We start from the raw sequence: 23,690 nt of genomic DNA on the forward strand, positions 1-23,690 counted from the left end.
GCCGCGCCTAGCCTGACTCCCGATTTCCCGCCTGTGCGAGGCCATTTTCAGTGTCAACAGGCCCTAGCTTATCGGCCGCCGGAAAATGGCGTCTGTCGCCTGCATGACAGACTGCCCGCCGGCGCGGAAACCTCCAGTTTTACACGGTTCTTCCCATGTCCGATGTTTCAAACATTGTTTCCCCTGAAGAACTTGCAAGGCTCTTCGGGAATTGCGCCTGGTTCGGCGCGCTCGACCCCGCGCACCAGCAGCTGGTGCTGGCCACGTCGCGCGCCGAGCATGTGCAGGGCGGCGCCTGGATCGCGCGGCGCAACGCGCCGTCGGATCACTGGCTGGGCGTGCACAGCGGGCTGTTGAAGCTCGCCATCTATAACGAGTCGGGCCGCAGCTGCACGTTCTCCGGCGTGCCGCGCGGCGGCTGGTTCGGGGAGGGCAGCGTGATCAAGCGCGAGCTGCGCAAGTACGACGTGGTGGCGATCCAGCCTTCGCTGGTCATGCTGGTGCCGGCCGCCACGTTTCACGCGCTGCTGGCGGCCAGCCTGCCGTTCTCGCACTTCGTCATCAGCCAGCTGAACGACCGCATGGGCGAATTCATCGCGTCGATCCAGAACCACCGGCTGCTGGACGCCGACGCGCGCGTGGCGCAGTCGCTGGCGCAGCTGTTCAATCCGCAGCTGTATCCGTCCACCGATCTGACGCTGACGATCTCGCAGGAAGAGCTGGGCTATCTGACCGGCCTGTCGCGCCAGCGCGTGAACCAGGCATTGCAGGCGCTGACCGACCAGGGCGTGCTGGCGCTGGCCTACAACCAGATCAAGGTGCTGGACCTGGACCGGCTGCGGCGCTACGGGCTGGATCAGTTGTAGGAGGAGGCCGGAGCAGGGCGCCGGCGCTCAGCCGGCCTTTGAACGTGACAGCGCGCGCACATGGCGCGCGATATGGCGGAATTGCTCGGCCATGGCGTCCTGCTGCGCTTCGGGCAACTGCGACAGGAACAGCTCGTCGATGGCCGGTCCGTATACCTTCCACATCTCGCGGCGCAGCGCGCGGCCCTTGGGCGTGAGCCGCGCGTAGGTGGCGCGGCGGTCTTCTTCCGAGCGGAAGCGCTCGACCAGGCCGGCGGCTTCGATGCGGTCCATCAGGCGCGTCAGGTTGTAGCGCGCGATCACCATGCGCTCGGCCATTTCGTACATGCGCGCCGTGCCTTCCGGCGCGCGTTCCAGCGCCCACAGCGCGTCGTACCAGGCCAGCGGCGGCAGGTCCGCGGCGGACAGTCGCTTTTCTATCTCTTCCACCACCAGCGCATGCGCAGTCAGGAAGAGGCTCCAGGCATCGGGCTTGCCTGTGGCCATGCGGTCGGCTCCTTGATTCATCGGTGGGAATGTGCAGCCCGGATTGTAAAGGCGGCGATGCATTGGCGCCGCATTCGCATGCGCGCATCGCGCGTATAGGGCAGCGCGCGCCCGCGCGTCGGATTCGAATCGTCAAATAATTGCACTTGCAATTGTTTAGAAGTCCTCCTACGATTGCAATTGCACATAATGCAATTGCAATTCACAATGCGAAATGGCGATGACGGACCCCGGTCCGGCGCCTTGCTCGCGCCCGACATGGAGGACACACATGGACATGCCGCTGGAACCCACGGACCTCGATCCCCAGGAAACCCGCGAATGGCTGGACGCGATGCAGGCCGTGGTCGCGCACGAAGGCCGGCCGCGCGCGCACTACCTGCTGGATCAGCTGATCGACCAGGACCGCGCTGGCGCGGGCCGCTACGCCGCGCCCAACACCACGCCCTACATCAACACGATTCCGGTCTCGGCCCAGGATGCCTTCCCCGGCGACACCAGCCTGGAGCTGCGGCTGGACGCCTATCTGCGCTGGAACGCCATGGCCATGGTGCTGCGCGCCGGCAAGACCTCGGGCGTGGGCGGGCACATCGCCACCTATGCGTCGGCGACCACGCTGTATGAAACCGGCTACCGCCATTTCTTCCGCGCCGCCACGCCCGAGTTCCTGGGCGACATGCTGTACATCCAGGGCCATTCGGCGCCCGGCATCTACGCGCGCGCCTACCTGGAAGGCCGCTTGTCGGAAGACGAGCTGGACCGCTTCCGCCGCGAGATCGGCGGCGGCGGGCTGGCCTCGTATCCGCACCCGCGCACCATGCCGGGCTTCTGGCAGTTCCCGACCGTGTCGATGGGCCTGGGCCCGTTGATGGCCGCCTACCAGGCGCGCTACATGCGCTACCTGGAAGACCGCGAGCTGATTCCCGCGCAGGGCCGCAAGGTCTGGGGATTCCTGGGCGACGGCGAGCAGGACCAGCCCGAGACGCTGGCCGCCGTGGCCATGGCCGGCCGCGAGAAGCTCGACAACCTGATCTTCGTGGTCAATTGCAACCTGCAGCGCCTGGACGGTCCGGTGCGCGGCAACGCCAAGATCATGCAGGAGCTGGAAAGCGTGTATCGCGGCGCCGGCTGGAACGTGATCAAGGTGGTCTGGGGCGGCGACTGGGACGCGCTGCTGGCCCAGGACCATGACGGCCGTCTGCGCCGCCGCATGATGGAGTGCGTGGACGGCGAGTACCAGGTGTTCAAGGCGCGCGGCGGCGCCTATGTGCGCGAGCATTTCTTCGGCGCGGATCCGGTGCTGCTGGAGCGCGTGGCGCACCTGAGCGACGAGCAGATCGGCGCGCTGCATCGCGGCGGCCACGATCCGGCCAAGGTATACGCGGCCTATGCAGCCGCGCTGCGCCATACCGGCAGGCCCACCGTCATCCTGGCCAAGACGGTCAAGGGCTACGGCATGGGCGCGGCCGGCGAGGCGGCCAACACCAACCACCAGCAGAAGAAGATGGCGGATCCGGCCGTGCGCGCGTTCCGCGACCGCTTCTCCATCCCGGTGCCCGACGATCAGCTGGAGCAGATTCCGTACATCAAGCCGGCGCCGGGCAGCGCCGAGCAGGCCTATTTCGACGCGGCCATCCAGCGCGCGGGCGGCCATCTGCCGCGCCGTCCGGCCGGCCCCGGCCCGCTGGCCACGCCGCCGCTGGAGGCCTTCGCCTCGTTGCTCAAGAGCAGCGAGGGCCGCGAGTTCTCGACCACGCTGGCCTTCGTGCGGCTGCTGGGCCAGCTGCTGAAGGATCCCGGCATCGGCAAGCGCGTGGTGCCCATCGTGCCCGACGAATCGCGCACCTTCGGCATGGACGCCATGTTCCGCCAGGTCGGCATCTATTCGCACGTGGGCCAGCTGTACACGCCGCAGGACGCCGACCAGCTCAATGTCTACCGCGAGGACCGCCAGGGGCAGATCCTGCAGGAAGGCATCAACGAGTCCGGCGCCATGGCATCCTGGATCGCGGCCGCCACGGCGCACAGCACGCATGGGCTGGCGACGATCCCGTTCTATATCTTCTATTCGATGTTCGGCTTCCAGCGCGTGGGCGATCTGGCCTGGGCCGCCGGCGACATCCGCGCGCGCGGTTTCCTCCTGGGCGCGACCTCGGGCCGCACCACGCTGGAAGGCGAGGGCCTGCAGCACGACGACGGCCACAGCCACGTGCTGGCCTCGGTGATCCCGTCGTGTCGCGCCTACGATCCGGCCTATGCCTACGAGATCGCGGTGATCGTGCAGGACGGCATGCGGCGCATGTACCAGGAACAGGAAGACGTCTTCTACTACCTGACCCTGATCAACGAAAAGACCGAGCACCCGGCCATGCCAGAAGGCGCCGAGGAAGGCATCCTGAAGGGCATGCATCGTGTGCGCGAGGGCGGGTCGGGCGAGACGCGGGTGCAGCTGCTGGGCAGCGGCGCGATCCTGCGCGAGGCGATGGCGGCGGCCGACCTGCTGGCGCAGGACTTCGGCGTGCAGGCCGATGTCTGGAGCGTCACCAGCTACACCGAGCTGCGGCGCGAGGGCCAGGAATGCGAACGCTGGAGCCGCCTGCATCCGTTGCAGGACGCGCGGCGCGGCCATGCCGAAACCTGCCTGGCCGCGACCCAGGGACCGGTGGTGGCGGCGACCGACTATATGAAGACGGTGGCCGAGCAGATCCGCCCCTTCACGGCGGGGCGGCGCTACGTCACGCTGGGCACCGACGGCTTCGGCCGCTCGGACACGCGCCAGGCGCTGCGTGCGTTCTTCGAGGTGGACCGCCACCACATCGCGTTGGCGGCCCTGAAGGCGCTGGCCGACGACGGCGTGGTGCCGAGGGAGCTGGCGGCGGACGCCATCCAGCGCTACGGCATCGATCCCGAGGCCGTGTCGGCGGCCTTGCCCTGACGGGTACGGCGGGCCTCAGGCCCGCCGCGCCAGCAGCGCCCAGACGCCGGCGGCCGATAGCAGCGCGCCGCCGCCCAGGTTGAAGCCGCGCTGCGCGCGCGGCGAGGCCAGCAGGCGGCGCGCCTGGCCGGCGAACAGCGCGTAGGCGGCGGCGTTCAGGCCGGCGCAGGTCACGAAGGTGGCCGACAGGATCCACATCTGGCGCACCGTGTCGCCGGCCGGGTCGATGAACTGCGGCAGGAAGGCGACGAAGAAGATGATGCCCTTGGGATTCAGCGCCGTCACCAGATAGGTGTTGGCAAAGAGCTTCCAGCGCGATCCCGCCTCGCCCGCCTGGGGCAGCGTGGCCGGCGCCACGCCGGCGCGCAGCAGCTTGAAGCCCAGGTACAGCAGGTACAGACCGCCCACGGTCTTGACCACGGTGAACCAGAACGCCGAGGCCGACAGCAGCGCGCCCAGGCCGACCAGAGACAAAAGCAGCGCGGTGGAATCGCCCAGCGCCACGGCCAGCACCAGCGGCAGGCGGGCGCGCCGGCCGTGCGTGATGGAATAGCTGATGACGGTGAGAATGGTGGGGCCGGGCAGCACCAGCAGCAGGGCCGAGGCGCCCAGGAAGGCCAGCCAGGTTTCGAGAGGCATGACGGGGACTCCGGGAAGGCGACCGCGAGGGTTCGTGGTCAGGGCGGCGGGCGCAGGCCCGCAACGCGGTTCAGGCCCCGCCGGGAAAGGCCGCCGCCTGGGCGTCCGCGCCTGTGCGGGATCAGCGCGCCGAGCTTAGCATGTACTCCACGGCCGCGCGCAGGGTCGCCTCGTCCGCCGAGGAGCCGCCGCGCGGCGGCATGGCGCCCTTGCCCGTGAGCACCGTGGCCAGCAGCGCGTCGGCGCCCCGGGCGGCGTAGGGCGCCCAGACCTGGCGGTCTCCCAGCTTGGGCGCATTGGCCACGCCGGACGCGTGGCACACCACACAAGCGGACTTGTAGAGTTTTTCACCGGCGGGGTTGACGGTCTGTGCAGTGGCGTCCGCCCGGGCCGACGCCACGGGCAGGGCGGCCAGCACGGCCAACAGGACGAGTCTTGCTGCTTGGGTCATGGCATCGGTCCTCGAAGGGCGGTTGCGGGGCGGGCGCGGCTCAGCGCGGGATCGGGCCGGGCGCCTTGATCTGCTTCATCAGATCGTCGTTCCACTTGCCCTCGACCTTGATGTGCCCGGCCGCGCCCAGCTCGAAGGCCTCGATCAGGTTGTGGTTCAGGTAGGCGTACACGCCCGGCTGCTTGAAGGTATAGAGCGCCGCGCCCGCCGAGCCGCCGCGGATGAACCAGGTTTCCAGGTTCTTTTGCGGCGGGTTGCCGAACTTGCCGGTTTCCCAGACCCAGTCGCCGTGGCCGCCGATCAGATGCGGGCGCGTGTCGCGGTTGGCCTGCGAATGGATCAGCAGCACGGTCTCGCCGACCTTGGCCGTGAGCGCGTTGGCGCCGGTCAGCGCGCCGACCTTGCCGTTGAAGACGATGTGGGACGGTGTCAGCTTGCGCATGACTTCCACCGTGTCGCCATAGCTTTCGGCCAGGGTCTTGTAGTCCTTGTATTTGCCCTTTTCGTCCTTGGGGATGTAGAGGTCGAACTCGCCGATGGTGTAGACGCGGTCGTAGCGCAGCGGCTTGCCGTCGGGATCCTTCAGGCCGTCGCGGGGCAGCACCATCAGCGTGCCGCTCATGCCGGACACGACGTGCCAGGGCACCATGCCCTCGGGCGCGCAGTGGTAGACGAAGGTGCCGCTGCGATCGGCCTTGAAGCGCAGCGTGGCCTGTTCGCCGGGGTTGACGTTGGTCAGCTTGGCGCCGCCCAGCGCGCCGGTGGCGGCGTGGAAGTCGACGTTGTGCGGCATGGCGTTGGTGGCGGGGTTGACCAGGGTCAGTTCCACATAGTCGCCCTCGTGCACCACCAGCGTGGGGCCGGGCATGGAGCCGTCGAAGGTCATGGCCTGCAGCGTGGTGCCCTTGTCGTCGATCACCATCTTCTTTTCCTCGATGGTCATGGTGAACTCGACCACCTTGGGGCCGCCTTTGGCCACCTGCTCATGCGGGTGGACTTGCGGCGGGGCGACCAGGGCGACCTTGGCGCGGGGCAGCTGGTCGGCGTTCTGGGCATGCGCCAGGCTGGCGGGCAGCGTGACGATCAGGGCCGCGGCAAGCAAAGTGGGGCGGAAGACTTTCATGTGCAACTCCTGTTTTCGGTTTCCTCAACAGCCGTTCGAGCCGGCGCTTTCATTGAAGGCCACGCGGGCCGCCCCTTCTTTGCTGTAGCGCAAACTGCGGGGCAGGACGCGCCCGGGCGCGCATTGCCAGCGCAGGGGGGCGATGCCACCATGGAACCGTGCCCACCTCGACCCGGACGGACCGCGATGCCCACGCCCTTGTGCCATGCCCTCCTGCGCAACCTGGACCTGTTCCGGCCCTTGTCCGATGCGGAATTGCAGGCCGCCTTGCTCGGCGCCCAGCCTTGCCGGCTGGACGCGGGGACGGCGGCGTTCCATCAGGGCGAGCCGGCCGCGCATTTCTTCGTGCTGCTGCACGGCTGCCTGAAGGTGACGCAGGTCACGCCGGACGGCGAACAGGTGCTGGTGCGCTACGTCAATCCGGGCGATCTGTTCGGGCTGGCGCGGGCCATGCGCCAGGCCTGTTATCCGGCGTCGGTGGTGGCGGTGCAGGAAAGCGTCTGCCTGGCCTGGCCGGCGGCGGCCTGGGATGAATTCGCCGCCAGCCATCCCCGGCTCAACGCCGCCGCGCTGCAGACCATGGGCCGGCGGCTGCAGGACGCGCATCTGCGCATCCAGGAACTGTCGACCGACGAAGTCGAGCAGCGCGTGGCGCGCGCCATGCTGCGCCTGTTCGAGCAGTCGGGCCAGCCGGTGGCCGACGGCATCGGCATCGGCTTTCCGATCACGCGGCAGGACATCGCCGAGCTGACCGGCACCACGCTGCACACGGTCAGCCGGCTGCTCAACGACTGGAAGCAGCGCGGCATCGTCGACTGCGGCCGCAAGCGCGTGGTGCTGCGCTCGCCGGCGGCGCTGGCGCGGCTGTCGTCGGCGGCGCCGGCCGGGCTGCGCGACTGCGCGGGCTGCCTGTCCTGTATCGATGGACCGCCGGCGGACGGTGCGCAGAGGGTCGGGGCGCACGCGCTGTCGGGCTGATTCGCCGTTGCTTCCGCCTCGCGGGACCGGGCGGCGGCGGGGAGTGAGGGCGCGCGGGCCAGGAACCCGCGCCGGCCGGCCGGTTACTCATGGCGTGGATGAAAACCACCCCGTGGAGACGGCATGATTTCCCTATATGACTCAGCGCTGCAAAAGCAGAAGTGGAAGGCCGAGCGCGTCCTGAGCCCGCGAGCCGCGCCGCTCGGCAAGTTCGGCAATGTGCAGTACGCCCCACCCGATGCGACCGCCGCGGGCCCCAGGTTGAGCGGCATGCGCAAGTTCCTGTGTTCCGTCAGGGCGGCGTTGACGGCGTTGACGTGCCGGCTGTCGATGAGCCCCGCGCGTCGGGTGGCGTTGCGCGACCAGGGGCAGCGCTGCGCTGTCGACCGCCACATGGCGAACCTGCTGGGATGCCTGACCGGCTGCGCGCTGAAGGACAAGCGGGGCGAGGACTATCGCCGGCAGCTGCGCAACGCCTGGGCCAGGCTGGAACGCACGGGCGCAACGCCGGCGATGAAGGAAGCAGCCATGGTCCGGTTGATTTCGGAGTTCCAGTCCTGGGACCGCAGCGCCGTGGCCGCGGGAATCGCGCGCGTGCTCAGGGAGCCGCTGCCTCGGCAGCAACAGAGTTGGCTGGGCTTGTTGAACGATCAGGTGTCGCGGCCGGTTCCAGCCGGCGCGGCCGCTGGCGGCAGGCCCGCCGGCGGCGCGCGATCCGCGTCGCCGCAGGATGGCGGGTCCGTCATGCCGCCGTCCGGCGTCCCGCTGGACGCCGCTTCCCGTCCGGGCCTGCCCGCGCCGGTGATGGAGCATGTCACCGGCGACATCACCAGGATGAACGTCGATGCGATCGTCAATGCCGCCAAGCCTTCGTTGCTGGGCGGGGGCGGCGTGGACGGCGCGATACACCAGGCGGCGGGGCCGGGTTTGCTGGCCGAGTGCGCCAAGCTGGGCGGCTGCGAGGTCGGCCGGGCCAAGATCACCGCCGGCCACCGGCTGCCGGCTCGTCACGTGATCCATACGGTGGGGCCGGTGTGGCAGGGCGGCGGGAACAACGAGGCGGCGAAGCTGGCTTCCTGCTACCGCGAGTCCATACGCCTGGCCGTGAAAAAGGGCCTGGGCTCGATCGCGTTTCCCGCCATCAGCACGGGCGTATATGGCTACCCCAGGAAAGAGGCCGCGGCCATCGCGGTGGCCGCGGTCCGGCAGGCCATGCAGGAAAGCGAGGGATCGTCGCTGCGCCGCGTGGTGTTCTGTTGCTACGACGACGAGGATGCGAGGTTGTACCGGCAGTTGCTGTCCGGCATGCGCCAGCCCTAGTCCGCCAGCACCAGCCGCAGGCCCAGGTTGGCGGGCGGCAGGCCCACCGAGCAGGCTCCGCTCTTGGGGTCGCGGATGAAGTCCGGCAGATAGGCGATATGCCGGCCGGCGGCCACGCGGATGCCGCAGTTGCCCGCCTCCTGTCCGGCCTCGCCGGGCGCCGCGTCCAGCACGCGGCGCGTGTGGCAGTCGCTGGTCCAGTCCCACACGCTGCCGGCCATGTCCTGCAATCCGGCCGGATTGGCGCCGTGGCCGCCGAAGGGTCGCAGCTCGACGGACTCACCCGCCTGCGCGCGCCGCGCCTGCTGGTCGTATTCGGCCAGCCAGCGCTGCGCCGGATCGCCGTCGTCGGCTGACGGGGCGAGCGCATCATCGATGAACGCCGGGCCGGCCGCGTAGACCCATTCCGCATAGGTCGGCAACCGCAGCTGGCGGCCGGTGGCGGCCGAGAGCCAGGCGGCATAGGCGGAGGCGTCGCTCCAGCTGATCCCGGCGGCCGGCATGTCCGGCGCCGTGGCGCCGCGCTGCGCGGGGTCGGGCGTCCTGCAGCCGCCGGCGCGCACGCAGGCCGCGTACTCGGCCTGGCTGACCTGGCGCGTCATGATGGCAAGGCCGTTCGGAAAGCGCGCCGTCAGCGGCGCGGGCGCCACCGGATAGCCCTTGCGCAGCGCCTCGCCGGGCGGCGTGTACGAGACCTCGCCCGGCGGCAGCCGGCTCATCGGGGGCAGGGGGGCGCGGGACCGGTCGCCGCCGCAGGCGGACAGCGACAACAGCAAGGCCAGGACCAGCGGGCGGGCGTGCATGCGTAAGCTCCTCGACGCCCGGAGCCGGCAGGCTCCGGCGCATGCGGATATTGGACCCGGTGGCGGGTCCGGCCTCTTTGCGCTGGCGCAAGTTGGCGCAGGCAGGGCAACGCCCGCGCCGGAAACGCAAAGGCCCCGCCGGGGACCATGTCCTCGGCGGGGTCGGCGGCTTGCGTGTCGCCGCCGGTTCCGGCGTCAGCCGCGCGCCGGACGGGTCTGCAGGCCGGGCTTGGGCGCGGCCGGCTTGCCGCTGGCCAGGCCCAGGATCACCTGCGCCACCAGCGCCAGCGCGCCCAGCAGGAACACCACGTCGCCGAAGGTGCGGCCCCAGCGCAGGGCTTTCAGGATGTCCTGCTGCATGAAGGCTTCGCTGCGCGCGTACCACATGCCTTCGCTGACGCTGGCGTGGAACTGGATCAGTCCGGCCGGCAGCAGGCTGGTGAAGATCATCAGCGCCAGGCCGATGTTCAGGCCCCAGAAGCCCAGTTTCATCAGGCCGGGATTCAGCGCGTATTGCGGTCGGATGTAGCGCAGCACCAGCAGCGTGAAGCCCAGCGCCAGGAAACCGTACACGCCGAACAGGGCCGCGTGCGCGTGGACCGGCGTGGTGTTCAGGCCCTGGATGTAGTACAGCGAGATCGGCGGGTTGATCATGAAGCCGAACACGCCCGCGCCCAGCATGTTCCAGAAGGCCACCGCCACGAAGCACATCAGCGGCCACTTCAGGTCGGCCATCCAGGGCGCGCGGGTCTTCAGGCGCCAGTTCTCCCAGGCCTCGTGGCCCAGCACGATCAGCGGCACCACTTCCAGCGCCGAGAAGCTGGCGCCGATGGCCATGACCGGCGTGGTGGTGCCGGCGAAGTACTGGTGGTGGAAGGTGCCGGGGATGCCGCCCAGCATGAATAGCGAGGCCGAGGCCAGGCTGGCCGTGGTGGCCATGCGCCGCGACACCAGTCCCAGCGTCGAGAAGATGAAGGCCAGCGCGGTGGTGGCGAAGACCTCGAAGAAGCCTTCCACCCACAGGTGCACGATCCACCAGCGCCAGTACTCCATCACGGTCAGGTGGGTGCGTTCGCCGTAGAAGAAGCCGGCGCCGTAGAACAGGCCGATGGCGCCGACCGAGGCGGTCAGGAGCGCCAGCAGGTTCTTGTCGCCGCCGGGCTGGCGCAGCGCGGGCACGATGCCGCGCAGCATCAGCACCAGCCAGAAGCAGATGCCGGTGAACTTGCCGATCTGCCACAGCCGGCCCAGGTCCACGTATTCATAGCCCTGGTGGCCCAGCCAGAAATTCAGCTCGGGCGGCATGATCTGCGCGATCGCCAGATAGTTGCCGGTGAACGAGCCGACCACCACGACCACCAGCGCCCAGAACAGGATGTCCACCCCGATCTTCTGGAACTTGGGATCGCGCCCGCCGTTGATCAGCGGCGCCAGGAACAGGCCGGCGGCCAGGAAGCCCGTGGCGATCCAGAACAGCGCGCTCTGGATGTGCCAGGTGCGCACCAGCGAATACGGGAACCACTGCGACAGGTCCAGGCCGTAGAACTTCTGGCCCTCCACCGTGTAGTGCGCGGTGAAGGCGCCCAGCAGCACTTGCAGGCCGAACAGCGCCACCACCAGGAACAGGTACTTGCCCAGCGCGCGCTGCGACGGGGTCAGCGCGAAGGTGCTCAGCGGATCCTGCCTGGGCGCCTCGGGCTCGTCTTCCTCCTTGCCGCGCAGGAAGGCCCAGGCCCAGATGAGCAGGCCGATGCCGGCCAGTAGCACCACCACGCTGATGATGGACCACATCACGTTCTCGCTGCTGGGCACGTTGCCGATCAGCGGCTCGTGCGGCCAATTGTTGGTGTAGGTGACCTTGGCGCCCTCGCGCTCGGTGGCGGCGGCCCAGGCGGTCCAGAAGAAGAAGCGCGTCAGCTGCTCGCGGCGGCCGGCGTCGGGCAGGGTGTTTTCCTTCATCGCGAAATGCTCGCGGCTTGTGTGCAGCGCCGGCGCATCGGAAAACAGCTGGTCATAGTAAGCGGCGGTCTGGGCGATGGCCCGCGCGCGGCGCGCGCTGACCGTCAGCACCTCGTCCGCGTTGACGCGGTTGCCACGGTACTCGGCCTTGAGGGTTTCGCGCAGCGCCGCCTGGGCCGGCGCGGGCAGTTCGGCGTAGGGCTGGCCGTGCGCCTCGCGCGCCGCCAGGTCCAGCCAGGCGCCCAGCTCGCGGTGCAGCCAGTCGGCCGTCCAGTCCGGCGCCTGGTAGGCGCCGTGGCCCCAGACCGAGCCCAGCTGCATGCCGCCCACCGACTGCCAGGCGGTCTGCCCGTCCAGGATGTCGTCGCGGCCGAACAGGCGTTGCCCGTCGGCCGCGACCACGGCCTGCGGGATGGGCGGCGCCTGTCGGTAGACCTCGCCGCCGTAGAAGCCGAGCAGCGAGAAAGTGACCGCCAGCACGGCGATCAGCGTGAACCATAGTTTTCGGTATGGGCCCATTTCGGGTACACCCTCCAGATGTTGCAGTTGATGGGTGCAGGGACAGACGCGAATTCCGTGCCAGAAAAAAGAACGCGGAAAATCAGGGGCTTGTGGAGGGAAGGGTGATTCTTACCCTGGCCGACATGGGTTCGGATTACCCTGGAACGGTGTTTTTCACCACCAGGAGGACGTTCGCGCCGTTTCGGAGGGGCCGGATGGCGACTGGTGCAAAATACGGCTTTTCCCTGACAGTGACAGCGGCCCTCGCGGGGGCCGCGCAGAGGACACCATGGCATTCGATTTCGACCTGTTTGTGATTGGCGCCGGTTCCGGCGGCGTGCGCGCGGCCCGTTTCGCGGCCGGCTTCGGCGCGCGCGTGGCGGTGGCGGAAAGCCGCTACCTGGGCGGCACCTGCGTCAACGTGGGCTGCGTGCCCAAGAAGCTGCTGGTCTACGGCGCCCACTACAGCGAAGACTTCGAGCAGGCCGGCGGCTTTGGCTGGACCACGGGCGAGCCGTCCTTCGACTGGCCCGCGCTGATCGCCAACAAGAACCGCGAGATCGAGCGCCTGAACGGCATCTATCGCAACCTGCTGGTCAACAGCGGCGTGACGTTGCTGGAGGGCCATGCGCGCATCACGGATCCGCACACCGTCGAGATCAACGGCCAGACGCACACGGCCGAGCACATCCTGGTGGCGACCGGCGGCTGGCCGCAGGTGCCGGACATCCCCGGCAAGGAACACGCCATCACGTCCAACGAGGCTTTTTTCCTGGAAGCGCTGCCGCGCCGCGTGCTGGTGGTGGGCGGCGGCTACATCGCCGTGGAATTCGCCTCCATCTTCAACGGCATGGGCGCGCGGACCACGCAGATCTATCGCGGCCCCATGTTCCTGCGCGGCTTCGATCAGGGCGTGCGCGAGCACCTGCGCGACGAGCTGACCAAGAAGGGCATCGACCTGCGCTTCAACGCCAATGTCGCCCGCATCGACAAGCGCGCCGACGGCACGCTGGCCGCCACGCTGGAAGACGGCTCGGTGGTCGAGACCGACTGCGTGTTCTTCGCCACCGGCCGGCGCGCCATGCTGGACAAGCTGGGCCTGGAGAACACGGCGGTCAAGATCGGCAAGAACGGCTTCATCGAAGTGGACGACGAATTCCGCACGGCCGAGCCGTCCATCCTGGCCATCGGCGACGTGATCGGCCGCGTGCCGCTCACGCCGGTGGCGCTGGCCGAGGGCATGGCCGTGGCGCGCCGCCTGTTCCGTCCCGCCGAGTACCGCAAGGTCGACTATGCGCTGATCCCGACGGCGGTGTTCAGCCTGCCCAACATCGGCACGGTCGGCCTGACCACCGAGCAGGCCGGCGAGGCCGGCCACGAGGTCAAGCTGTATGAAAGCCGCTTCCGGCCGATGAAGCTGACGTTGACCGAGTCGCAGGAAAAGACGCTGATGAAGCTGGTGGTGGACGCGAAGACGGATCGCGTGCTGGGCGTGCACATGGTCGGGCCCGATGCCGGCGAGATCGTGCAGGGCATGGCCGTGGCGCTCAAGGCCGGGGCGACCAAGCAGGTGTTCGACGACACCATCGGCATCCATCCGACCGCTGCCGAGGAATTCGTGACGATGCGCACGGCGGTGGCGTAGCGGAATCGGGCCAGCCAACGGCGGGTGACAAGGCCGACGGGCTGGCCGCCAGGCGAGCCCGGGCAGGCCAGAAAAAACGCCTGTTCCGATACAGATTTCCGATATCGTCGGCGCTTCCTGATCTCACGCGCCCGCCGCCATCCGCCATGCCCGATTCCTCCAACCTCCTGACCTTCGCCCTGGTGGCGCTGGGCATGGTGCTCACGCCCGGCCCCAACATGATCTATCTGGTGTCGCGTTCGATCTCCCAGGGCCCCAAGGCCGGGTTGATCTCCCTGGCGGGCGTGGCCGTGGGCTTCATCTTTTACGTGGGCTGCGCGGCCTTCGGCATCACGGCGTTGCTGATGGCGGTGCCTTATGCCTACGACGCGCTGCGCTACGCCGGCGCGCTGTACCTGCTCTACATGGCCTGGCAGGCCGTCAGGCCTGGCGGCCGTTCGCCGTTCCAGGTGCGCGAGCTGCCGCGCAGCTCGCCGCGCACGTTGTTCACCATGGGGCTGGTGACCAATCTGCTCAACCCCAAGATCGCCGTCATGTACGTGTCGCTGCTGCCGCAGTTCATCCAGCCCGATCACGGCAGCGTGCTGACGCAGTCGCTGGCGTTGGGCATGACCCAGGTCGCGGTCAGCCTGTCGGTGAACGCGCTGATCGCGCTGATGGCGGGCTCCATCGCCGGCTTTCTCGCCGGCCGGCCGCTGTGGATGGTGGCGCAGCGCTGGCTGATGGGCACCGTGCTGGCCGGCCTGGCCGTGCGGATGGCGCTGGAGTCGCGGCGCTGATCCATGTCGCGGCGCGCGCCCGGCGCGCTCGCGGTGCGTGTGTCAGTGGTGATGAAAGCTCACCAATGATTCGCAAAAAATGTCGACCCGGACGTGGGCGGCCGTTGCTACGATCGTCCCATTGCAGGCGCGTCCCGCGCCTGCGACCACGTCAGATCGAGGCGGCATTCCCCATGAGGCATCCCTCAGGCCCTAATTCAACATCACCCGGTCCGCGCCAGGTTGAGCTGGTGCTGCTGCGTCACGGTGAAACCGAATGGAGCCGCCTTGGCCGCTATGCCGGTCTGACCGACCTGGCCCTGACCGCCGACGGCCAGGCATCCGCCCGCGCGTTGGGACCCCGGCTGGCACAGGGCAACTACGACCGCATCGTGTCCAGCCCCTTGCAGCGCGCCCGCAGCACGGCCGAGCTGCTGGCCCTGGGCGAGGTGACGCTGGACCTGCGGCTGGTCGAGCGCGACTACGGCGACTACGAAGGCAAGACCACCGCCGAGATCCGCGCCGACGCGCCGCACTGGCATGTCTGGACCGATCCCGTGCCCAATGGCGAGACGCTGGCCGCCATGACCCACCGGGTCGACAGCTTCATCCGCGACGTGCGCCAGTCGGCGGACCGCCGGGTGCTGGCCGTGGCGCACGCCCATCTGATCCGGTTGGTGGCCGCGCGCTGGCTGGGACTGGAGCCGGCGCAGGCGGCCCTGTTCCGGCTGGGCACGCTGGGCATCGCGCATCTGGGTTGGGAACGCGAGCGTCCCGTCATGCTGAGCTGGAACACATGAGCGCCGTCGGCTACGCGCTGCTGTGGGACTTCGACGGCACGCTGGTTGATTCCGGCGAGTTGTGGCGGCGCAGCGAGTACACCTTCCTCAATGCCCGCAAGCTGCCCTGGAACGATGCGGCCAGCAGGCGGCTGTTGGGCGGCAACCTGGAGCTGGCGGCCCATGTGATGGCCGAGGTGACTGGCGTCCGGTTCTCGGTCGATGAGTTGCGGCGCGGCCTGGGCGACGCCGTGCGCGATGCGCTGTCGCGGCATGTGCCGTGGATGCCCGGCGTGCGCGGCCTGTTGCGCGAGCAGCATCAGCGCGGCTTGCGGTCGGCCCTGGTGACATCGTCCTACGCGGCCATCGTGCGCACGGCGCTGGAGCAGCTGGCGTATGCGCCGTTCCAGTCCTGGGTCACGCGCGAAGACGTGGAGCGGCCCAAGCCAGATCCGCAGCCCTACCGGCTGGCGCTGGAGCGGCTGGATATCGCCGCCGACGCGGCGCTTGCCATCGAGGATTCGCCCGCCGGCGTGGCTTCTGCGTTGGCGGCGGGCTGCCATGTTCTGGCGGTCGGGCCGGATCTGCGCGAACTGGCGCAGGGTCATGAGCGCGGCGGCGCGCTGGCGCACGTCGACAGCCTGGCCGGCCTGACGCTGGACGCCGTGCTGGCGCGCTTTCCGCGCATGACGGCGCGCGCCGGCTGAGGGCGCGCGCCTGCTCTTTCGCCATCTTGGCGCCTCGCTACGCCCTGGCGTCCTTGCCGCCCGGCCGCTGGCGCGGCGCGTCCCGCTCCAGCCGTGTTTCCCGCGCCAGCCTGGCCAGGCGCTTGACCAGCGCCGGAAAGCGCTCGGCGCCGGTGTTGCCGTAACCGATCACCAGTCCGTTGTCCTCGGGCAGCGGCGAGACGGCGAAGGACGACAGCGCGTTGGGGCTCATGCCCGCGGCGCGCGCCTGTTCCGCGATCCGCGTATCCGGAAAGCAGGGCGGCAGGCGCACCGTCAGGTGCAGGCCGCTGTGGCCGCCCAGCACGTCATGTTCCACGTCCATGTGCGCCGCGAGCGCGTCGCGCAGCGCCGCCTGCCGTTCGCGGTACAGGCGCCGCATGCGTCCCAGGTGGCGCGAGAACTGGCCGTTCTCGATGAAGGCCGCCATGGTCAGCTGCTCCAGCCGGTGGCCGCCGCGCAGCATTTCGATGATGGACGGCGTGGCGCTGGCCGCCAGCGCCGGCGGCAGCACCAGGAAGCCCAGCCGCAGGGCCGGGAACATGGTCTTGCTGAAGGTGCCTACGTACAGCACGGGGGCGTCCGGCAGCAGCCCCTGCATGGCGGCGATGGGCTCGCCCTGGTGGCGGAATTCGCTGTCGTAGTCGTCCTCGATGATCCAGGCGCCGACGCGGCGCGCCCGTTCCAGCAGGTCCAACCGGCGCGCCACCGACAGCACCGCGCCGGTCGGATACTGGTGCGTGGGCGTGGCCTGGATCAGGCGCGGCGGCTTGCGCCAGGCATCCTCGGGGATGACCAGGCCGTCGGCGTCCACGCGCATCGGCACCACGTCCAGGTCGCCGGCATGGAAGGCGGACTTGGCGCCTCGGTAGCCGGGTTCCTCCAGCCAGGCGGTGTCGCCGGGATTGGTCAGCAGCTGCACGCACAGCGCCAGCGCGCCCTGGGCGCCCTCGGTGATGACCACATGCGAGGCGTCGCAGCGCACCCCGCGCGAGACGCGCAGGTATTGGGCGATGGCGGCGCGCAGCGCCGGCTCGCCCATCGGATGGCCGTAGCCCAGCGTGGCGGACGGCGCGGCCTGCAGCGCGCGGTCCTGCGCGCGACGCCAGGCGTTGACGGGGAATTGGTTCAGCGCCGGCGTGCCCGGCGTCAGCGGCAGGGCGCCGTCGTTGGGCACGCGGGTGGAGGCGATGCGGCCCAGCCGCGCGGCGGTGAAGGGCGCCGGTTGCGGCGGTTCGGCCTGGCGGGCGGCGCTGGTCGCGGCGGCCGACAGGGGCGCCACGCGCGTGCCCTGGCGGTCGGCCACCACATAGCCTTCGGCCGTGAGCTGCTCGTAGGCGATCAGCACCGTGTTGCGTGAGATATCCAGCTCGTCGGCCAGCGTGCGCGAGGACGGCAGCTTGCCGCCGGCCGGCAGCTGGCCCGCCAGGATGGCCTGCTTGAGCCGCTGGATCAGCTGGCGCTGGCGCGGCGCGGCGCCATGGCCGCGCGCCAGCGGGCTGGAAAGCAGGGCGTGGGGTAGATTCATGGCTCTATCGAATTCAATGATCGTGGCGCTTTTTATGATGCCACGATTCCTTTATCTTGCGCATATGCCGAACGCGTCCGCCACCGGCGGCGGCGCGGGCCAAACCGGAAGAGGCGCCACGCGATGCAAGCCCGAGTCAATGCTTTCCAACAACCCATCGGCCCCGACGTGGCCGGCTGGACGGCGCGTCCGCGCCCGCCGCTGGCGCCGGCCGAGGGCCGCTACTGCCGGCTGGAGCCGCTGTCGGCGGCGCGCCACGCCGCCGAGCTGTACCAGGCCTTCAGCCAAGCGCCGGACGGCCGCGACTGGACCTACATGTCGGTCGGCCCCTTTGCCAGCGAGGCCGAGTACCGCGCCTTCGCCGAGCGCGCCGAGGCGGGGCAGGACCCCTTGCACCACGCCGTCATCGACCTGGCCAGCGGCAAGGCCGTGGGCACGCTGTCGCTGATGCGCATCGATCCGGCCAATGGCGTGATCGAGGTGGGCTTCGTCAGCTTCTCGCCGCTGCTCAAGCGCACGCGCATCGCCACCGAGGCGCAGTTCCTCTTGATGCGGCGCGTGTTCGACGAGTTGGGCTACAGGCGCTATGAATGGAAGTGCGACAGCCTGAACGCGCCGTCGCGCAGCGCCGCCGCGCGGCTGGGCTTCGAGTTCGAGGGCGTGTTCCGCCAGGCCGTGGTCTACAAGGGCCGCAGCCGCGACACGGCCTGGTTCTCCATCATCGACAGCGAATGGCCGGCGCTGCGCGCAGCCTACGAGCGCTGGCTGAGCCCGGATAACTTCGACGCTGAGGGCGGGCAGCGCGTCGGCCTGGCCGAGCTGATCGCGCGGGAGCGCGCCGCTTGCGCCTGATCCCTGTTGCGCTGGCCCTGTTCTGGGGGTTGAACTGGCCGGCGGTGAAGATAAGCCTGTCGCTGCTGCCGCCGTTCACGCTGCGGCTGCTGGGCCTGGGCAGCGGCGCGCTGCTGCTGTTCCTGCTGGCGCGGCTGCGGCGCGCCGACATCCTGCCCGCGCGCGCCGCCTGGCCCGGCATCGTGGCCGGCGGCCTGTTGTCGATCGCGGTCTTCAACCTGGCCGTGGCCTGGGCCCAGCTCAGCACCAGCACCGCCCGCGCGGCGGTGCTGACTTTCACCATGCCGATGATGTCGGCGTTGCTGGCCCGCTTCGTGCTGGGCGAGCGGCTGGATGGCCGCCGCGCGCTGGCGCTGCTCCTGGGTGGGCTGGGCGTGGCGGTGCTGGCCTGGCCGGCGTTGCGGGCGGCGGCGTCCGGCGCGGATCCGTCCGCGCTGCGCGGACTGGTGCTCCCCTTGACCGCCGCCTTCGGCTGGGCCGCCGGCACGGTCTGCCTGAAGCGCTGGCCCGCGCCGGGCGACCGCGTCGTGGTCACGGCCTGGCAATTGTCGATTGGGGCGCTGTGCGCGCTGGCCGGCATGCTGCTGGCGGGCGAGTCATTTCCGCTGCAAGGCTGGAGCGTCCGGGTCGCGGGGGCGCTGACTTTTCATATCGTGCTGGGCACGGCGGCGGCGTACTGGCTGTGGTTCGTGCTGAGCGAGCGCATCAGCGCGACCACGGCTTCGCTGACCACGCTGGCGGTGCCGGTGGTGGGCGTGCTGGGCGCGATGGCGTTGGTGGGCGACCGGCCGGCCGCCCAGGACTGGTGGGGTTTCGCGCTGGTGCTGGCGGGCGCGGCGCTGACGGTGCTGGGATCGGTCGGCGCGGCGGCGCGCCGCGCCTGAGCCGGCCGGGCGCGCGGGCGCTGATGCCGTCCGCGCGGGCCGGCGTCAGCGCGCCCGGCCGCGCAGTTTCTCGCGCAGCAGCGCCGAGCCGCTGACCAGCAGGATGCCGCCCAGCACCAGCAGCGCGCCCAGCACGAAGGCGGCGTCCAGCGGTTCATCCAGGAACAGCACGCCGAACGACACACCGAACAGCGGCGTCATGAACGACAGAATGGACAGGCGCGAGGCCAGATAGCGGCGCAGCAGCCAGAACCAGGCCAGGTAGCTGGTCAGCGCCACGGCCACGGCCTGGAACGACACGCTCAGCACCGCGGCGGCGCTGTAGCGGAAACCGGCCTGGCCGGTGGCGATCGCATAGGCCAGCAGCAGCACGGCGGCCACCACCATCTGATAGAACAGGGTCTGGGACGCGGGCGCTTCCGACAACCGGGTCTTGCGGATCAGCACGGTGGTCGCGCCCCACAGCAGCCCCGCCGTCAGTCCCATCGCGTCGCCGAGCAGCATGTTGCTGGCGGCCTGCGGGTCGCCCTTGCCAAGGAAGGCCACGGCGATGCCGGCGAACGCGATGGCCACTCCGAGCCATTGCAGCGGCGTCAGCCGCTCTTCCGGCAGCAGCCAGTGCAGGCCCAGCGCGGCGAACACCGGCGCGGTGTAGAGAAAGACCGAGATGTGGGAGGCCGTGGAGTACACCAGGCCCTGCGCCACCAGCAGGAACTCCACGCCGAACAGCAGGCCAGCCATCAGCCCCGCCGGCGCGGCGCCATCGGTCAGCGTGCGCCATCCCGCCTGTCGCCACATCACGACGCCCAGCACCAGCGCCGCGAAGGCCGAGCGCAGGCCGATCTGCATGATGGGCGCCACATCGGCCGCCACCAGCTTGATGGCGATCTGCTGGAAGCCCCAGCACAGGCACAGCAGCAGCATGGATCCCGTGGCCAGCGCGTCCAGCGGACGGCGCGGGGCGGGGGCGGTCACGGCAGTTCCGCCGGATAGCTGTCCAGGGCCAGGCTGATCTGCTGGCGCAGGTCCCATTCGGCCAGGCTGGCCTGCACCGGACCGTAGAAAGCGCCGTCACGCACCAGGAACATGGACGGCAGGTGGAAGACTTCATAGCGCTCGACCAGGCCGCCGTTCTCGCCGGCGTCGATCCAGCACACGCGCTGCACCGGCGGCAGTTCCAGCCAGGGCAGTTCCTGGCGCGCGATGCGGCAGGTGCCACAGGTGCGGCTGTGGAACACCAGCAGGGACAGGCCGGGCGTGTCCAGCAGATAGCGGTCGGCGTTGCCGTCGTTCAGTTCGATCTGGTCCATGGTCGCAAGAGGCAGGCGCGGCGAGGGCGCGATGCCGCACATTATGGCAGCGCGGCGGCGCGGCCTTGCGCATAACCCGGACGCGGCCGGGGGCTCAGGCCCGCGCGCGTCGCGGCCGCATTGGCGCCGCGCGTGGCGCTACATTGCACTCCGGCGTTCCAACGGTCCGGCGCGCCTGAGCGCCAGCGTGTTCAGCGCGAGGACAGCACCCGGTCCAGCTCCAGCACCGTTTCATACAGCACGCGCGTGCCGTCCAGCAGTTGCGACGGCTCGATCCGCTCGTCCGGACAATGGCTGCGGCCGTTCAGGCAGGGGATGAAGATCATGCCCGCCGGGCCGGTGGGCGCCATGTACATGGCGTCGTGGCCCGCGCCGCTGGGCAGGCGCATCGTGTCGTAGCCGAGCCGGCCGGCGGCGGCCTGCACCGCGTCCATCACCAGCGGCGCGCAGTCGGTGGGCCGGGCGCGGCTGAGTTCGATGACGCTCGCGCTCAGGCGCAGCGCCTTGAGATCCTCGGCCACGCCGGCCATCAAGGTCTCGGGGAACGCGTCCAGCACCGCGTCGCTGTCGCTGCGCATCTCCAGCGTCAGCTCGACGCGGCCGGGCACGGCGTTGGCGGCGTTCGGCGTCAGGGACAGCCGACCCACCGTGGCGACCACGTAATGGGGCCTGCCGCTGGCCGCGCTGGCCTGGCGGTGCGCGCCGTCGATGATGCGGGCCGCGCCGACCAGCGCGTCGCGGCGGATGTCCATGGGGGTGGTGCCGGCGTGGTCGGGCTGGCCTTCGACCGTGATCTGCACGCGGCGGATGCCGACGATGTTGGTGACCACGCCGATGGGCAGGCCGCGCGCTTCCAGCACCGGGCCCTGTTCGATGTGCAGTTCGACGAAGGCGGCGGTGCCGCCGGCCGGGCGCAGCGGCGCCGTCAGCGCGGCCGGGTCGCCGCCGATGCGCGCAATGGCCTGCGCCAGGGTTTCGCCTTCGGGATTGCGGGCGGCCAGCATGGCGGCGTCGAGCTTGCCGCTGAGCGCGCGGCTGCCGACGCAGGAAATGCCGTAGTCGCTCGGCTCCTCGGACAGGAAGTCGATGACCTCGAAGGGATGCTTGAGCGCGACGCCGTGCTCGTGCAGCGTGTGCGCGACCTCGATGCCCGCCAGCACGCCGATGATGCCGTCGTAGCGGCCGCCGCTCAGCACGGTGTCGCAGTGCGAGCCGGTGACGATGGGCTTGCGCGCGGGGTCGCTGCCGGCGCGCGCGCCGACCAGGTTGCCGCCGGCATCCAGCCGCGTGGCAAGGCCGGCGGCCTGGAACTCCTGGCGCAGCCAGGCGCGCGCTTCATCGAACAGCGGCGAGAAGGCGCGCCGCGTCCAGGGCTGGCCGGGCAGGGTGTAGCGGGACAGGGTTTCGACGCGGGACCACAGACGCTCGGCGTTCAGCGGCGGAAAGGCGGGGGTAGGGGTGGCGGGCATGAGGCTTCCAGATGACGCTCGGCCGATTATGGCACGCAGGTCTGCGGCGGCCGCGCGCGCTTTCGCGCATGGGCCGATGCGTGGACGTCAGGCCGCGCGCGCCACCAGCCCCAGGCGCTCGCGCCGCGTCCAGCGCTGCACCATCAGCACCGCCACCACGGTCAGGCCGATCGCCAGCCCGCTCCAGATGCCCACGCCGCGCCAGCCGGCCTCGAAGGCCAGCCAGGCGCCGCTGGGCAGGCCCACGCCCCAGTAGCCGATCGCGGCGTAGACCATGGGCACGCGCGTGTCGTGCAGGCCGCGCAGCATGCCCGCGCCCAGCACCTGCGCGCCGTCGACGATCTGGAATATCGCGGCCACGGCCAGATAGCCGACCGCGAAGCCTAGCACGCGGGCGTTGGCCGGGTCGCGCACGTCCATGAACGCCGACACCAGCAGATAGGGCACCGTGACCATGAAAAGCGCGGCGATCGCCATGGAGCCGATGCCCAGTCCGAAGGCGGTCCAGCCCGCGCGCGCCACGCCGGCCGCGTCGCCGGCGCCCTGCGCATGGCTCACGCGCACCGTCGCGGCTTGCGCCACGCCGTAGGGAATCATGAAGGTCACGCTGGCGATCTGGATGGCGATGGCGTGCGCGGCCAGCTCCGCCTCGCCCAGCCAGCCGATCAGGAAGGCGGCGGCGTTGAAGATGGTGACCTCGAAAGCGGTGGCCACGCCGATGGGCAGACCCAGCTTCCAGAACGCGGCCAGCCGTTGCCAGTCCGGTTGCAGCAGGTTGCCGAACAGCCGGTAGCGGCGGAAGCGCCGGTCGCGCAGCACCACCAGCGCCAGGCCCAGGAACAGGCACAGGCTGGCCAGCGCGCTGGCCACGCCCGCGCCGACCAGGCCCAGGGCGGGCGCGCCCAGGTTGCCGAACACCAGCACCCAGTTGCCGAGCACGTTGAACGCGATGCCGGCCACCGCCACGATGAACGCCCAGCGCGGTTTTTGCAGCGCCGCCAGGAACGAGCGCAGCACCAGGAATCCCAGGAACGGCGGCATGGCCCAGAGCAGGGCGCGCAGGTATTCGCCGGCCAGCGCCGCCAGCTCGGGCGGCTGGCGCAGCAGCAGCAGGATCTGTTCGCCGTGCCAAAGCGCCAGGCAGCCGGGCAGCGAAATCAGCACGGCGGTCCACAACCCCTGGCGCACCGTCAGCCGCACGTCGCGCACGGCGTTGCGCCGCGCGCCTTCCGCGCGCGCGGCCATGGGCGCGGTGGCGCTGACCAGGCCCAGCGCGAAGAAGGCGATGGCCGAATACAGATTGGCGCCCAGCGCGCTGGCGGCCAGCTGCTGCGAGCCCAGGCGGCCGATGAACATCACGTCGGTGACGGTCATGGCGATCTGGGCCAGGTTGCTCAGCACCAGCGGCAGGGCGAGCATCAGCGTGGCGACGATTTCAGGTTTCCACGCGCGGCGGTTCGGCGCGGGCTGGGGCGGGGCCATACGGGTTCTTCCTGATTGCGACCCCGAATCTTAATCGCCGTCCGGGTTTGCGGCGCCGCCGCATTGCCCGAGGCGCCGCGCAGACTTGGTGTTTGAGGCGTCTCAATCGGTGACAAACTCCTCCATGTGGGCGGGTTGACGGGCTGCCCGGCGCTGCAAGTATGATGGCGCAAACGCATACGGCCCCTATCCGAACG

Annotated in this window: 21 protein-coding genes; 10 read left to right on the plus strand and 11 right to left on the minus strand. The window is 70.1% G+C overall.

All coding sequences use genetic code 11. From position 1 onward, the window contains the following. Window positions 1–155: 155 nt before the first annotated feature. Entirely contained in the window at window positions 156–866 is a 711-nt protein-coding gene (locus ACEU5R_RS06210; RefSeq protein WP_392409514.1) for a Crp/Fnr family transcriptional regulator, read from the plus strand. Window positions 867–893: 27 nt separating this feature from the next. On the opposite strand, the gene ACEU5R_RS06215 is transcribed toward ACEU5R_RS06210, so the two are convergent. After that, window positions 894–1,352 (minus strand): MarR family winged helix-turn-helix transcriptional regulator, encoded by a 459-nt coding sequence (locus ACEU5R_RS06215; RefSeq protein WP_103273878.1) that lies wholly within the window; start codon window positions 1,350–1,352, stop codon window positions 894–896. Window positions 1,353–1,623: 271 nt separating this feature from the next. Here ACEU5R_RS06215 and aceE point away from each other — a divergent pair, with 271 nt between their 5' ends. Further along, window positions 1,624–4,287: a pyruvate dehydrogenase (acetyl-transferring), homodimeric type gene (gene aceE / locus ACEU5R_RS06220; protein WP_103273879.1), complete on the plus strand. Its 2,664-nt coding sequence runs from the start codon at window positions 1,624–1,626 to the stop codon at window positions 4,285–4,287. A gap of 15 nt (window positions 4,288–4,302) precedes the next feature. Here the strand turns inward: aceE and ACEU5R_RS06225 are convergent, their stop codons facing one another. From ACEU5R_RS06225 to nirK, 3 genes are all read right to left on the minus strand, one after another. After that, entirely contained in the window at window positions 4,303–4,926 is a 624-nt protein-coding gene (locus ACEU5R_RS06225) for a LysE family translocator (RefSeq protein ID WP_103273880.1), read from the minus strand. A gap of 121 nt (window positions 4,927–5,047) precedes the next feature. After that, on the minus strand, window positions 5,048–5,377 hold the full coding sequence (locus ACEU5R_RS06230) for a cytochrome c5 family protein (protein WP_103273881.1): 330 nt from the start codon (window positions 5,375–5,377) through the stop codon (window positions 5,048–5,050). A 40-nt stretch (window positions 5,378–5,417) separates the two neighbouring features. Then, complete coding sequence (nirK, locus tag ACEU5R_RS06235) at window positions 5,418–6,500, minus strand: copper-containing nitrite reductase (protein ID WP_103273882.1); 1,083 nt, start codon at window positions 6,498–6,500, stop codon at window positions 5,418–5,420. A gap of 186 nt (window positions 6,501–6,686) precedes the next feature. Here nirK and ACEU5R_RS06240 point away from each other — a divergent pair, with 186 nt between their 5' ends. Further along, the gene (locus ACEU5R_RS06240; RefSeq protein ID WP_392409515.1) at window positions 6,687–7,478 is read left to right on the plus strand and encodes a Crp/Fnr family transcriptional regulator; all 792 of its coding nucleotides are present in this window, start codon (window positions 6,687–6,689) and stop codon (window positions 7,476–7,478) included. A gap of 804 nt (window positions 7,479–8,282) precedes the next feature. Beyond that, entirely contained in the window at window positions 8,283–8,798 is a 516-nt protein-coding gene (locus ACEU5R_RS06245; RefSeq protein WP_392409575.1) for an O-acetyl-ADP-ribose deacetylase, read from the plus strand. On the opposite strand, the gene ACEU5R_RS06250 is transcribed toward ACEU5R_RS06245, so the two are convergent. Together ACEU5R_RS06250 and ACEU5R_RS06255 are read right to left on the minus strand one after the other, a co-directional pair. After that, the gene (locus ACEU5R_RS06250; protein WP_392409516.1) at window positions 8,795–9,601 is read right to left on the minus strand and encodes an SUMF1/EgtB/PvdO family nonheme iron enzyme; all 807 of its coding nucleotides are present in this window, start codon (window positions 9,599–9,601) and stop codon (window positions 8,795–8,797) included. The genes ACEU5R_RS06245 and ACEU5R_RS06250 overlap by 4 nt on opposite strands. 195 nt (window positions 9,602–9,796) lie before the next feature. Further along, window positions 9,797–12,079, minus strand: coding sequence for a nitric-oxide reductase large subunit (locus tag ACEU5R_RS06255; RefSeq protein ID WP_392409517.1), 2,283 nt, complete (start codon window positions 12,077–12,079; stop codon window positions 9,797–9,799). Between the two features lie 271 nt (window positions 12,080–12,350). Here ACEU5R_RS06255 and gorA point away from each other — a divergent pair, with 271 nt between their 5' ends. The 4 genes from gorA to ACEU5R_RS06275 all read left to right on the plus strand — a co-directional run bounded on the left by gorA (window position 12,351) and on the right by ACEU5R_RS06275 (window position 15,950). Next, complete coding sequence (gene gorA / locus ACEU5R_RS06260; RefSeq protein WP_392409519.1) at window positions 12,351–13,706, plus strand: glutathione-disulfide reductase; 1,356 nt, start codon at window positions 12,351–12,353, stop codon at window positions 13,704–13,706. Window positions 13,707–13,852: 146 nt separating this feature from the next. Continuing rightward, on the plus strand, window positions 13,853–14,485 hold the full coding sequence (locus ACEU5R_RS06265) for a LysE family translocator (RefSeq protein WP_103273887.1): 633 nt from the start codon (window positions 13,853–13,855) through the stop codon (window positions 14,483–14,485). A gap of 173 nt (window positions 14,486–14,658) precedes the next feature. Then, window positions 14,659–15,264 (plus strand): histidine phosphatase family protein, encoded by a 606-nt coding sequence (locus ACEU5R_RS06270; protein WP_103273888.1) that lies wholly within the window; start codon window positions 14,659–14,661, stop codon window positions 15,262–15,264. Continuing rightward, entirely contained in the window at window positions 15,261–15,950 is a 690-nt protein-coding gene (locus ACEU5R_RS06275; RefSeq protein ID WP_392409520.1) for an HAD family hydrolase, read from the plus strand. Before ACEU5R_RS06270 ends, ACEU5R_RS06275 begins: the two co-directional genes overlap by 4 nt. A gap of 37 nt (window positions 15,951–15,987) precedes the next feature. On the opposite strand, the gene ACEU5R_RS06280 is transcribed toward ACEU5R_RS06275, so the two are convergent. Next, on the minus strand, window positions 15,988–17,496 hold the full coding sequence (locus tag ACEU5R_RS06280; RefSeq protein ID WP_392409521.1) for a PLP-dependent aminotransferase family protein: 1,509 nt from the start codon (window positions 17,494–17,496) through the stop codon (window positions 15,988–15,990). A gap of 123 nt (window positions 17,497–17,619) precedes the next feature. On the opposite strand from ACEU5R_RS06280, the gene ACEU5R_RS06285 reads away from it, so the two are divergent. Together ACEU5R_RS06285 and ACEU5R_RS06290 are read left to right on the plus strand one after the other, a co-directional pair. After that, complete coding sequence (locus ACEU5R_RS06285; RefSeq protein WP_392409522.1) at window positions 17,620–18,348, plus strand: GNAT family N-acetyltransferase; 729 nt, start codon at window positions 17,620–17,622, stop codon at window positions 18,346–18,348. Then, a complete protein-coding gene (locus ACEU5R_RS06290) occupies window positions 18,339–19,232 on the plus strand; it encodes a DMT family transporter (RefSeq protein ID WP_392409523.1) in 894 nt (297 codons plus the stop codon). The genes ACEU5R_RS06285 and ACEU5R_RS06290 overlap by 10 nt, the downstream gene beginning before the upstream one ends. A gap of 45 nt (window positions 19,233–19,277) precedes the next feature. Here ACEU5R_RS06290 and ACEU5R_RS06295 read toward each other — a convergent pair whose 3' ends face one another. The 4 genes from ACEU5R_RS06295 to ACEU5R_RS06310 all read right to left on the minus strand — a co-directional run bounded on the left by ACEU5R_RS06295 (window position 19,278) and on the right by ACEU5R_RS06310 (window position 23,493). After that, window positions 19,278–20,207, minus strand: a complete 930-nt coding sequence (locus tag ACEU5R_RS06295) for a DMT family transporter (RefSeq protein WP_392409524.1) — start codon at window positions 20,205–20,207, stop codon at window positions 19,278–19,280. Next, window positions 20,204–20,542 carry a co-chaperone YbbN gene (locus ACEU5R_RS06300; protein WP_103276425.1) on the minus strand — a complete coding sequence of 113 codons (339 nt, stop codon included), beginning with the start codon at window positions 20,540–20,542 and terminating at the stop codon, window positions 20,204–20,206. Before ACEU5R_RS06300 ends, ACEU5R_RS06295 begins: the two co-directional genes overlap by 4 nt. A 191-nt stretch (window positions 20,543–20,733) precedes the next feature. Further along, on the minus strand, window positions 20,734–22,011 hold the full coding sequence (locus ACEU5R_RS06305; RefSeq protein ID WP_392409525.1) for a Zn-dependent hydrolase: 1,278 nt from the start codon (window positions 22,009–22,011) through the stop codon (window positions 20,734–20,736). A gap of 87 nt (window positions 22,012–22,098) precedes the next feature. Beyond that, window positions 22,099–23,493 carry an MATE family efflux transporter gene (locus ACEU5R_RS06310; protein WP_392409526.1) on the minus strand — a complete coding sequence of 465 codons (1,395 nt, stop codon included), beginning with the start codon at window positions 23,491–23,493 and terminating at the stop codon, window positions 22,099–22,101. Window positions 23,494–23,690: the final 197 nt, after the last annotated feature.

Origin of the sequence: Achromobacter sp. 413638 (genome assembly GCF_043119405.1) — a bacterium.
Taxonomy (GTDB): Bacteria; Pseudomonadota; Gammaproteobacteria; order Burkholderiales; family Burkholderiaceae_B; genus Achromobacter.